Source organism: Streptomyces sp. NPDC056738 (genome assembly GCF_042790435.1).
Classification (GTDB): domain Bacteria; phylum Actinomycetota; class Actinomycetes; order Streptomycetales; family Streptomycetaceae; genus Streptomyces.
The window spans coordinates 614,010-626,267 of the sequence record NZ_JBHTZF010000002.1 but is presented as its reverse complement, the minus strand read 5'-3'; the positions used below and the strand labels follow the sequence as shown (position 1 = coordinate 626,267).

The window sequence follows — 12,258 nt, the reverse complement described above, 5'->3', positions numbered from 1 at the left end:
CCTACCGCTCCTTGTCCTTGGCGTCCTTGGCGTCCTTCGAGCGCCTGCGCGTGGAGACCTGCTCCCGGGTGGTGCGCCAGCGCAACCGGGCCTGTTCGACGACGCTGTCCCACTCGCGGCGGACCTCGTCGTCGGAGGGACGGTCGCCCGCGCGGATCCGGACGAGTTCGTCCCGCATCTCGTGTCCGAGGGCCGCCGACGCGACGATGACGAACATCGCGGCGAAGAGCGCCGAGATCATCGCGAAGACCGCGCCCACCGCCCCGTAGCGTGCGGCGTAGGAGTTGAACAGGCGCGGCAGATACACGGTCGCGCCCACCGAGTAGAGCGCGGTCAGGACAGCCGCCGTGATGCCGAACGGCAGCAGGTCGCGCCAGGGGATCCGTTTCGCGGACAGGTCCCAGCCGCTCCAGACGAGGAAGGCGGCACTCACCGGAATCTCGCACACCGAAGCCACCAGCCCGAACCTGCTGCCCCCGAGGATCGCGTGGAGCCACCCGGTGACCGCCGCGTAGCCGCCGAGCCCGAGGATCCACCACAGACCGTTCTTCGTGTTGCGGACACTGAGCGGAGGCAATTGCCATGCCTGTTCGAACAGTCGCTGCGAGGCGCGCGAGAAGCTCAGCATGGAGATGATCAGGAAGAGGCTGCCGAAGACACCCACGCTCGCGCCGGCGCCCTCGGCGGGCGCGAGGAGCGACTTGACCGCCTCGGCGCCCTGTCCGGTGAGGCCGTAGCGCTTGATGATCCGGTCGGCGGCGTCGTAGTCGGAGAAGCTGCTCAGTACGGTGCCGATGAGGATCGTGAGCGGGATGAGCGCGGTGAGCGCGCTGGACGCCAGGGCCATCGAGCGGTCGAAGCCGACGATCTTCTGGAACCGGTTGACGACGCGCAGCGCGAACGCGGGACGCAGCCAGAACGTCAGCGTCCGGACGAGGCGCTCGCGGTTGATCCCCGCCGTCCTGTCCTCCGTATCCTCGGGCCCGGTATGGCGCTGCGAGCGTAACGGACGGCCGTCGGGGTCGGGGCGGCCGACACGGCCCGCCGTCAGGGTCCGGTCCGGCCGCCCGCGCGGGGCCACCCGGTCGGCCGTCGGCCGGACGGGACGGGGTCGGCGGGGCGGGTGGCCGGGGCGCTCATTCCTCCTCGGACAGGGCGACCTCCGCCCAGATCGTCTTGCCGCGGGATTCGGGCCGGGTCCCCCAGCGGCGGCTGACCTGCCAGGTGAGGTAGAGGCCCCGGCCGCCCTCGTCGACCTCTTCGGCGTGCCGCAGGTGGGGCACGCTGCTGCTGTCGTCGGTCACCTCGCAGACGACGACCGGGCTGTCGAGGATGAGCCGCACGTCGATGGGACCGTCCGAGTAGCGGACCGCGTTGGTGACGAGTTCACTGACGACCAGGGTGACGGTGAAGGCGAGCGGTTCAAGTCCCCAGTCCGTCAGCGCGCGCTCCGCCTTCGCGCGCGCCTCGGCGACGGCCGCGGGGTCGTTGGGCAGGGTCCACGAGGCGACCTGGTCCGGCCCCAGGGCACGGGTGCGGGCGAGGAGCAGGACCGCGTCGTTCTCCACCTGTTCCGGTGTGAGCTGGTAGACCACGTCGTCGCAGATCTTCTGCAACGGCCGGTCGGCCGGCAGCAGCGCGTCGCCGATGCGGGCCAACTGGTGCTGCGGGTCGTCCGAGACGGCGCGCAGCATGGCCGTGTTGGACAGCAGGAGCAGGCTGCCCTCGGGGAGCTCGAACTCGGCCGTGCCGTACTTGGCCAGGCCACGGCCGAGCGGGGACCCCGCGGACACCATGGCGTACTCGACCGTCCCGTCGGGCAGCGCCACCACCGGGGGCGGATGGCCCGCGCTCGCGACGGCGCAGCGGCGGGTGATGGGGCTGTAGACGATGTAGAGGCAGGTGGTGTCCTGGTTCTCGTCCTCGGTCACGATGTCCGGCGGCCGGGGCCGTTCTCCACCCAGGCGGGTCACCAGGGCGTGCAGTCTCTCCAGGACCTCGTCGGGGGTCAGGTCGAGGTCGGCCAGCGCGCTGATCGCGGCCCGTACCTCGCCCATGGTGGCGGCCGCCCGGAGGCCCCGCCCCGCCGTGTCGCCCGTCACCAGGGCCACCCGCGCCCCGGACAGGGGAATGACGTCGAACCAGTCTCCGCCGGCGCCGAGCGGATGGTAGCTGTACGCGGTCTCCACGGCGGTGTGACCGACGACCCTGGCCGGCCGCAGGCTGAGCTGGAGGACACGAGCGGCCGATCGCTCCCTGGCGTACAGCCGGGCGTTGTCCAGGCACAGGGCCACGCGGTCGGCGAGCTCGGCCGCGAGCGCGAGTTCGCCCTCGTCGAAGGGCTGCGGTGTGGGGTGCCGGTAGCAGTGCGCCACGCCCACCACGGAGCCGCGGGCGGCGAGTGGCAGCACGAGCAGCGAGTGCGCCCCGGCCTCGGTCAGGCGGCGCCCGCGGACCCGTTCCCGCTGGAGCCACTGGGCACCCGGGTCCAGGTGCTCGAAGATGCGTGGTCTGAGGTCGGACAGGCACTGGTCGAGGGGCGTGCCCGAGGACAGGCCGATCGCCTCCCCGATGGAGGGAAGGTGCCGCTCGGCGTCCGGGGCGGCGGAACGCCGGCCCGCGCACCGCAGGGCCCCGAACTCCATGAACGTGCCGGGCGCGGAGGCCTCGCCCCGCAGGACGGAGTCCAGGACCTCGACGACCACGGTGTCGGCCAGGGCGGGCACCATCTCGTCGGCGAATTCCTGTGCGGTGCGGAAGATGTCCAGGGTCGTGCCGATGCGCCCGCTCGACCGTTCCAGGAAGGCCAGCCGGGCCGCCGCCCGCTTCCGCTCCGTGATGTCCAGGACGGCCGTCGCCACTCCCAGGACGCCGCCGGTCGCGTCCTCCAGGCGGAAGCAGGAGACCGAGAGCACGATCTCGGGCGACCCCGGGGTCAGATGGCCCCGCACCTCCACGTCGAGAGACGGCACACCGGTCTCCAGCACCTCCAGCACCGTGGCCTCGTAGGACCCGGTGTAGAAGTCACCGGCCCACTCCCGCGGGTGCCGGCCGACGGCCTCGTCCAGGGCGAACGCCTTGACGAAGCGGGCCGCGGTGTTGAAACGCACCAGCCGGAGCTGTGTGTCCAGGACGTGGAGGCCTATGGGCGACTCGGAGAAGAGCGCTCCGAGAACGGCCTTGTCCAGCTCCCACCCCGATCCGCGATGTTCGCCATGTCCGCCCGTCAATGCATCCATGACACTTCCGTAGACCGTTGACCACCTGGACATTCCGGATCGTCGGAGTTCCACCATATTCGCTCACCCGTGACGCGCGACCGGAGTCCCGCGTCCGCACACCGGCGCTCACCGCCCGTGTGCGGCGCCCCGCCCCGGCCGGCAGGGCGCCGGGAGGGTCTAGAAGGGCGACAGGGTCAGGCGGATGGCCGTGGGGGCGCCGTCCTGGATGAAGGAGGCGAAGTCGGCGACGTCGTCGAAGGCGAAACCGTAGGCCTTGCCGTCCTCGGTGGCCGCGTGAACGGCCTTGGAGTAGTGGTTGGTGAGCTCGGTCCGGTAGAAGTCGGCGGCGGACGTGGTCGGCTGTGCCGGGGCGGAGAGCAGGGTGGAGCGGTTGAACCCGGCGCCGAGCACGGCGGCCACGGGGCCGGTCGTGCCGTCGTTGGGCGCGGCGAGGTTGCCGTCGCAGAAGAGGACGTCACGGGTGGAGGGCTTGGCGAACGAGACGGAGGCGGGTCCGTCGAAGGTGAACCTGTCCGCGCGCACCCGGCCCGTGAACGTGCCGGCGTTGGTGGTGACGGTCAGGTCCTTGCCGGTGTACGTGCTCCACACCTCGTCGATGTACGGGGCGAGGTAGTCCTTGGCGAACACGCCGGAGTCCAGGCCGTGGCCGGGCGCGATGATGCGCAGGTCGTCCACCACCAGGGGGGCGAAGTCCTCGTTCTGCTTGATCGCGGCGAAGGCCGCGGCACGTCCGCCGTCGCGGATGGTGCCGGTGGTCTGCTCCTTGGCCCCGGTCAGCCGGATGTTCATGGGCACGCTGAACATGTCGACCATGGTCGTGTTGCAGAACATGCCCGCGGAGTTGAAGGTGAACTCCGCGCAGTCGTGCAGCACCCCGAAGCTGGGGTCGGATTCCACCCAGCCGGCCGGGAACTGGAGGGCCGCGTCGCCGTTGCCGTCCTGGACCGCCTTGAACTTCAGCTTCGCGCCCAGCGACACGTAGATGCGGCCCGACATGAACGGGAGGCCGATCCGGGTCTCGCCGCTCGCGGCCAGCGTGAGCGCGTAGTCGGTGAACCCGTCCGCGCCGTTGTCCGAGAGGGAGATCGGCGCCAGTGTGCCGTCCTGGGTGACGCGGACCTGCTTGCCGTCCTGGTTGCCGACGATGTACACGTACACCGACCCGTTGCCGAACGAGCCGCTGTTGTTGACGATCGTCAGCGGGAGCGAGCCCGCGGCCGCCTTGGTGGAGGGGTCCGTCTGGCCGGCCATGGCGTACGGGGCGATCGCCGCGATGGCGGGTGCGGCGACGGCGGCGCCGCCGAGGGCGAAGAGGGCCTTGCGACGGGTCAGGTTCCGCTGGTGACGAGGCGTCATATCAGGTGTGCTCCTTGGTGCTCGGTGCCTCGGAGAGGCGGTGGGGGGATGGGGACGGGGCAGGGACGCCGGGGGACGGCCGAGCCCGTACCGGTGGGGGCGAGTCGTTGGTGCCGGGCCGGATGGGGGCCGGTCAGGCGAGCGTCCACTTCTGGTTGGCCGTTCCGGCGCAGGTCCAGATCTGCAGACGGGTGCCGTCGGCCGAGGAGTTGTCCTTGGCGTCGAGGCACTTGCCCGAGCCGGTGTTCGTCAGATCACCGGCGGAGCCGAGGTTCCACTGCTGCGCCTTCGTGCCGTTGCAGGTGTAGAGCTGCACGGCGGCGCCGTTGTCGGTGGAGGCGGCGCGTACGTCGAGACACTTGCCCAGGGCCCGTACGGTGCCGTCGGTGCCCACGGTCCACTTCTGGGCGTCGGCCCCGTTGCAGTCGTGGAGCTGGATCGGGGTCTCGTCCGCGGCGGAGGCGCCCGCCACGTCGACGCACATGCCGCCGATGCCCTTGACGGCGCCGGTGGTGCCGCTCCCGGTGCCGGTGGCCGGCGGGGCGTTGTCCGCGGCGGTGACCCGCACGTAGTCGACGGTCATGGTCTGCGGGAACGAGGTGGCGGAGGTGGGGCTGCCGGGCCAGTCACCGCCCACCGCGAAGTTCAGGATGAGGAAGAACGGGTGGTCGTAGACCCACTTCTTGCCGTTCACGTCGGCCGGGGTGCGGGTCTCGTACTTCTGCCCGTCCACGGACCAGGTGATGGCGTTCGGGCTCCAGTCGACGGCGAAGACATGGAAGTCGTCCGCGAAGGCCTTGCCGTCCGGCAGCGTGTACGCGGCCCCGATGCCGCCGGCCCCGGAGTAGCCCGGGCCGTGGATCGTCCCGTGCACCGTGCCGGGTTCGTTGCCGACGTTCTCCATGGCGTCGATCTCGCCGCTGTCGGGCCAGCCCACGCTGCCCAGGTTGTCGCCCAGCATCCAGAAGGCGGGCCACACACCCTGTCCGCGCGGCACCTTGGTCCGGGCCTCGAAGTGGCCGTAGGCCTGGGTGAAGGACTTCGCGGTGTTGAGCCGGGCCGAGGTGTACTGGCAGGTCCCGTTCCAGCACTGGAGCCCGCTGTCGCCGTTCTTGCGCGCGGTGATGACCAGATGGCCGTTCCCGTCGAGGGCGGCGTTGTCGGTGCTCTTCGTGTAGTACTGCAGCTCGTGGTTGCCGTTGCCCGAACCACCCGTCTCCAGCGTCCACTTGGACGGGTCCGGCGCGCTCCTGGCGGCTCCGTCGAACTCGTCGGACCAGGTCTGCGCGGCCGCGGCGGCGTGGGCCGGGTTCGCGGCGGGCCCCGTGGTGGTGAACAGGACACCGCCGGCGGCCCCGGTGGCGAGCAGCAGCGCCAGGCCTCCGAGGGACCATCGGCGTGCGCGATGAACAGCCATGGCTGAGCACCCCTTGTCTGTGCGTCTGTGGGGAGTTGGCACCCGTGCCCGGTCCACTTCCGCCGAGCCGGAGCACTGCTTGAGAGCGCTCTCCGTCCGACGGTGGACGGCACCGGTGGGCCCCGATGCTACGCACGAGTCGTTGAGAGGCCAACTGACTCCGGCGGACCCCAAATCGCCCTGACCAGCGGTTACTTGAAGAGTCAGGCTCCGCCCACGGTTGCTTAAGACGCGTTTAACCCGCACTTAAGAAGGAGCGTTCCGCTTTCGGCGCGCGATCCGCCCGGTCTGTCGCGGATCCGCCCGATCGGCCTCCGGAGCTCAACTCCCGCCGGGCGGTCGCTCCTCGCTCACGGTCCCCGACAGGCGGTACACGAACGTGGGGAAGCCCTGCCCGCTCGCCCGCGTCCAGGCGGGGACGACCGTGTCCGGGTACCGCTCGCGGGCCTCGGCGAAGGCGGCGACACAACGGCCGTGGACGTCCGGCTGGTCGGTGCGGCGGGTGAGCGCGAGCAGCGAGCGCAGCGCGGCGACGGCGTCGTCGGCCCGGCCGTCGGCCAGGCGGGCTTGGGCCTCCGCGTCGAGGGTGCGGGCGAGACCGCGCCGCGCGGCGTCCAGGGAGAGCGCGTACGGGCCGGCCTCGGGACCTGCCGACGCGTCGACGAGGATGGACTCGGACTCCGTGTAGCAGGCGACGGCCGCCCCGTGCTCGCCGGCACCGCGCAGGGCCCGACCGAGAACCCGTAGCCGGCGGGCCGTCAGCGCGTGGTCGGCGGACCGGTCGGACTCGGCCAGACGGCGGGTGCGGGCGACCGCCTCCCGTGCCGCCCCGATCGCCCCCTCGGGGTCTCCGTCGTCCAGTCGTGACTCACTCAAGTCGGCGAGCACACGCGCGAGTTGCGGCTCATGTGCTCTGGGGTCGCGGTCTGCCGCACGCCGGTACGCGGCGACGGCGCGTTCACCGGCCCGGACCGCGCCACGGTGGTCGCCCGCGTCCGTGTGACAGGCGGCCAGCCGGTCGAGACAGACGGCGAGGAGGGGGTCGTGGACCTCCGGCTGTTCGGAGGCGAGGGCGGCGGCCAGGTCGGCCGCCTCCCGCCGAGCGGCCAACTCAGCCGGTCGGTGCTCCGGTTCATCGAGCTGGTCGCCGAGGCGGTCGAGCGCCATGATGAGCAGCGGTTCGACCGCCGCCGGATTCCGGGCCGCCAGGGTACGCGCCTCGGCCACGGCCTCCGCGGCGGTCGCCCGGGCCGCCGGCAGGTCTCCCGTCACCTGAAGGCAGCGGGCCAGATCCGCGAAGAGCGTCACCCTCAACGGCCCGACGGTCTCGGGCACGGCCCGCAGCATGATCGGGTCGGCGGCGTCCCGGGCCTCCCGGCCGACGGACAGCGCCTGTTCGTACCGGCCCAACGCCACCAGTCCCGAGATGAGTTCGCACAGTGCCCGCACGCGGACCAGGAGCGCGTGGCTCAACTCCCGCAAGGGCATGCTCCGCAACAGGGCGACGCACTCCTCGTAGGCAGCCACCGACTCCTCCCTGCGGCGCAGGGCCGCCAGCACCAGCGCGTGGGTACGCAACGCACCCGGGAGAGCCCCCAGCGACCGGTCCCGCCGGGAGGGGACGAGACTCCGGTACTCCGCCACGCACTCCCGCGCCGAGCCCAGCGCGTCGTCCAGCCGGGCCAGGCCGAACTCCGCCTGCGCCCGGAGATGAAGCCGGAGGGCGCGCTGCGCCGCGGGCCATGGCGCGCCCGGCACGTCCGAGGAGGCGTCCAGCGTCGCGTACGCCTCTTCGCAGCGACCGACGAGCACCAGCGTGTAGGCGTGCTGGACAAGACTGCGGGCCAGGAGGTCCCGGTCCCGCGGGCGCGCGCCCTCCGCCCCGGCGAGTGCGCGGTACACGGCCACGGCCTCTTCGGCCCAGGCCAGCCTGCGCAGCGACGGGGGCGGCCGCAGCAGTACCCAGTACGGGGACACGCAGCGTGTCAGCAGGGCACCGAGCAGCCGCCGCCCCGGACCGGGGCTCAGCCGGGCCGCCGCCCGCGACAACGGCAGCAGTGCACGCACCAGGCCCATCGGCGCCCTCCCGTCGGGGATCCTCGTCCAAAGGACCGCCGGGCGCCCGGATTGGTTGCCCGGACCGCGCGAAATCGGGTCGCCGCCCACCGTGACGGAACGGTCCTGGTTCCGCCCCGCGGACGGAGGCCGTCGCCCTGTCGGCCGCCGGAGGGGGCGGCCGGACGGTTCGGGGCGACGGCCTCCGCGTGCGGGACTACTTCAGGCCGTAGGCGCGGATCACTTCCTGGGTGACGCGGTTGCCGGCGTCGTCCCAGCCTTCGGCCTTCAGTGACACGTAGCCGTGGCGCGGCGCGTCGTAACAGGCGGTCCAGGTACCGGACTTGCCGTTCGTCCGGACCGGGGTCCAGGTCGCGCCGTCGTCGTAGGAGACCGACAGCGTCGCGCCCTCGATCTTCCCGGCGCCCGCCGCGCCGTCCAGGTGACGCGGGGTGAGCCGGAGCGTCTGGCGGCCGCCACGGGCGTCGCCCGCCAGGTCGGTGTCGACGTCGTAGTCCATCTGCAGGACCGCCACCCGGTCGATCACCGCCGGGTCGGTGACCGGGTCGGACCTGACCTGCCACACCGTGTGGGTGCGGGGGGACAGCCGGTAGGTGTCCGCGTCGCGTTCGGCGGTCAGGTCGAGGGTGTAGACCGAGGGGACGGTCGGCGGCCTGGTGATGGTGGTGGCCGACGAGCTGGAGGTCTTGATCAGGGTGCCGTCCTGGTAGACCTTCAGGCTAGTCTTCGCCGGACCATTGCTCTGGATGACGCCGCCGTGGCCGTCACCGCTGTCGGACCAGGGCTGGATGTTGAACGCGAGCGAGGTCTTCTGCCGCTGCGACCACCAGTAGGTGCCGCCGTTGGCGGGGTGGGTCACCGGCTTGAACCATTCGTGGACCTGGAACGAGCCGGGCGCGTACGCGGTGCGCGTGCTCTGGCTCGACAGGAGCACCCCCGGCCCGGTGCCCATGCTCTCCACCCACCGCGTCCCCTCCTGAGCCGAGACGTGGTCGGTGCGGGTGCCGGGCATGTCCTGGCGCAGCAGGTACCCGGATCCGTACTTGCGGTACGGACGGAAGCCGGACCGCCACTCGCCGCTCGGCGTCGTGGTGGCGCCGTGGAACCGCATCTCCACCGTGGCCAGTTCGGACGCGCGGGGACGGTAGGTCAGCCCGCTGGACGGGATCTGGCCGGGGTGCGGGTCGGACAGGTCGTACACGTAAGGGGAGTCGGGCACGCCCTCGACGTCAAGCCGCAGCCGGCCGCGCCGGGCGTCGGCGATCAGCGAGGCTCCGTTCCGGGCGGTCACGGAGAACACGGGCACGGCGCTGTCGGCGGAGGTGCCGACGGACTGGATCAGCTTGCCCGGCCGGTCGTCGACGACGAGCAGCAGGGCCGCCCCGGCGTCGGCCGCGGCCTGCGCCCGCTGCGCGCCGGTGAGCGCGTCCGCACGGGTCACCAGCACGACCTTGCCTTTGACGTTCAGCCCGGCGTACTCGGCGGGAGTGCCGGTGCCGGCGTACACCGCTTGCAGGCGCTTGTGCCCGTCGTACCGCGAGGAGTTGGCCTGGGCCATGACCTGCACCGGCCTGCCGTCGTCGGTGACGGTGAGCAGCGGGAGGGCCTTGCGCCAGCGGGTCTCGTACTCGAAGCTGCCCTGGGTCACCTTGCGGGTGGGCAGCACGAACATGCTGTCGTAGGCGGAGGCGAGCAGGTACTGCACCTCCACGACGCCCACGCCGTAGGAGTTGGCCGCCTGGCCGTCCGCCCGGTACCAGTTCATGGACAGCGCCCGGTCCTCGGTCCGGCGCGGGACCTCGGCGGTGACCTCACGGGTGCGGCTCGCGTCGAGATCGACGGTCCGGTCCTGGTCGAGGACGACCTCCGGGTCGCCCATCACCGCCATGCCGAGCGAGTCGGGGCCGTGGCTGCCGGCCACGTCCTGGTACGTCAGGAGGCTGTAGGTGCCCTCGCGCAGGCGCAGGTCGAGCTTGCCGTCGTCGTCGATGGTCGCGCTGTACGGGTCCTCGGTGCTGCCGAGGCGCTGGATCTCGACCCAGCCCGCGGCCGGCTTGCCGGAACGGTCCTTCAGGGTGACGTGCAGGGTGTGGCGGGCGTCCTCCCGGTAGAGGCCCACCTGGGTGCGGGTGACCGTCGCGCCGGAGGTGTCCGTCGCGGTGATCCGGCCCAGGTAGCGGCGGCCGTCGGCGGCCAAGCCCGGCTCGGCGGTCGCGGTGACCGTCGCGGTGCCGTGCGCCGGCACGGTCACCGTGTCGGCGGAGAGGGTGAACATCCCCTCGGGAGCCGGAGTGCCCTTGCCCGCGGTCGGGTCGGTGTCGTACGGGCCACCGCCGACGGAGGCGTTCAGCGCCAGGTGCAGCTCGGTGTCGGCGTCACCGGTGTTGGTGTACGTCACGGTGCGGCGGCGCGGCGTGGGGTCGTCGTGCGGCCAGGAGTCGATGCCGAAGTAGGCCGAGCCGGTCGCGGTGACGGTGGCGGAGGTCGCGGCGGCGAGGTCGGCGCGGCCGGCGCCCACCTGGTAGGCGGTGTAGTTCGGCAGCTCCTTGGACGTGCTCATCAGCGCGTCCTTGAGCTGGCGCGCCTTCCAGTCCGGGTGCTCCTGGGCGAGGATCGCGGCGGCACCGGCGACGTGCGGCGTCGCCATGGAGGTGCCGCTCATCGTCTGGTACCAGCCGGTCGCGGCGCTGCCGCCCGCCTTGGCCGCGAGGACGTTCACGCCGGGCGCGGAGATGTCGGGCTTGAGGGCGTAGTCGTTCAGCCGCGGGCCCTGCGAGGAGAACGACGCCCGCTTGTCGGCGGAGTCCACGGCGGCGACCGTCAGCGCCTCGTCGGCGACGCCGGGGGTGCCCATGCTCGCTTCGCTGCTGTAGTTGCCGGCCGCGATCACGAAGAGCGCGCCGCTCTTCTCGGTCAGCTCGTTGACCGTCCGGCTCATCGGGTCGGTGCCGTCGGACGGGTCGGACGAGCCGAGGCTCATGCTGATGACGCGGGCGCCCTGGTCGACGGCCCACTCCATGCCCGCGATGATCCAGGAGTCCTGGCCGTAGCCGCCGTCGGCAAGGACCTTGCCGATCAGCAGGTCGGCGCCGGGCGCCACGCCCTTCTCGGCGCCGTCGGAGGCGGCTCCGCTGCCGCCGACGGTGGAGGCGGTGTGGGTGCCGTGGCCGTGGCCGTCCTGCACGGTCTCGTCGGGCACGAAGCTCCGCGAGGCGGCGATCCGGCCGTTCAGGTCGGGGTGGCCGAGGTCGGCGCCGGTGTCGAGGACGGCGACCTTGACGCCCTTGCCGTCGAGGCCCTTGCTCCACGCGGTGGCCGCGCCGATCTGTGCGGTGCTGTCCTTGAGGGTGGCCTCGGCCCTGCCGTCCAGCCAGATCCTGGACAGTCCGTCACCGAGCCTGGGCGCGGCGGAGGTCGTGGCGGGGGCGACGGACTTCCACGTCTTCCGGGCCTGCTTTTTCGCGGCCCGGACGGCGGTGGCGCGGATCGTGGGCAGGGACCGCACCCGGGTGGTGCCGGCCGGCGCGGTCCGGTCGGCGGGCGCGGTGCCGGCGGCGTAGCCCAGGATCAGCGGGATGCCGGTGCTGTGGGCGTCGTCGTAGCCCTGCTCGATGAGGGAGGTGACGTCGAACAGCCGCTTGTCGAGGCGGTTCGCGGCCAGGTAGGGCAGCACCTCGTCCGGGTAGACGTAGAGGTCGCCGTCGACGGTCTCGGTGCGCACGCCGCCGGTGGCGCCGGGCGCGCGCGTGATGTCCGCGGTCTGCTTTCCGTCGCCGTTGCCGGTGACGCGCACGACGTCGCCGGTCAGGAGGGTCACGGTGTGCTGCCCCGTGCCCGAGTCCGCGACGGGTGGGGCCGCGTCGGTCCGTGTCGGTGCGTCGGCCAGGGCGAGACCGGGCGGCGAGGCCAGGGAGGTCAGGACCGCGAGGGCGCCGACCGCTGCCGCGAGCGCTCTTCGGCCGCTGGGACGGGGAGGTATGCGGGAGATCATGACGCGTTTTCTATCGGCCCCGGACCGGCGGAGGGAACAGCGGACGCTGGCACGAAAGCGCCACGTCTCACATGTGCCAGATCGGCGAACTCCCCACAAACGCAGGGGAGTTGTCTCATTCACCGCACCCTTGCCGCCGCCCGGCGCCCCGTGGACCCACCCCGCCGGTCACCGGC

Annotated in this window: 6 protein-coding genes; all 6 read right to left on the bottom strand. The window is 72.4% G+C overall.

What is annotated here, in order from left to right:
* Position 1: 1 nt before the first annotated feature.
* The 6 genes from ACFRIC_RS06455 to ACFRIC_RS06430 all read right to left on the bottom strand — a co-directional run bounded on the left by ACFRIC_RS06455 (position 2) and on the right by ACFRIC_RS06430 (position 12,082).
* Positions 2 to 1,081: a YihY/virulence factor BrkB family protein gene (locus tag ACFRIC_RS06455; RefSeq protein WP_382780270.1), complete on the bottom strand. Its 1,080-nt coding sequence runs from the start codon at positions 1,079 to 1,081 to the stop codon at positions 2 to 4.
* Positions 1,082 to 1,136: 55 nt separating this feature from the next.
* On the bottom strand, positions 1,137 to 3,239 hold the full coding sequence (locus tag ACFRIC_RS06450) for a SpoIIE family protein phosphatase (protein WP_382780267.1): 2,103 nt from the start codon (positions 3,237 to 3,239) through the stop codon (positions 1,137 to 1,139).
* Positions 3,240 to 3,398: 159 nt separating this feature from the next.
* Positions 3,399 to 4,598 carry a glycoside hydrolase family 64 protein gene (locus tag ACFRIC_RS06445; protein WP_382780265.1) on the bottom strand — a complete coding sequence of 400 codons (1,200 nt, stop codon included), beginning with the start codon at positions 4,596 to 4,598 and terminating at the stop codon, positions 3,399 to 3,401.
* Between the two features lie 133 nt (positions 4,599 to 4,731).
* Entirely contained in the window at positions 4,732 to 6,015 is a 1,284-nt protein-coding gene (locus ACFRIC_RS06440) for a family 16 glycosylhydrolase (RefSeq protein WP_382780261.1), read from the bottom strand.
* Positions 6,016 to 6,336: 321 nt separating this feature from the next.
* On the bottom strand, positions 6,337 to 8,091 hold the full coding sequence (locus ACFRIC_RS06435) for a hypothetical protein (RefSeq protein WP_382780258.1): 1,755 nt from the start codon (positions 8,089 to 8,091) through the stop codon (positions 6,337 to 6,339).
* A 196-nt stretch (positions 8,092 to 8,287) separates the two neighbouring features.
* A complete protein-coding gene (locus tag ACFRIC_RS06430; RefSeq protein ID WP_382780255.1) occupies positions 8,288 to 12,082 on the bottom strand; it encodes a S8 family serine peptidase in 3,795 nt (1,264 codons plus the stop codon).
* Between the last annotated feature and the right edge of the window lie 176 nt (positions 12,083 to 12,258).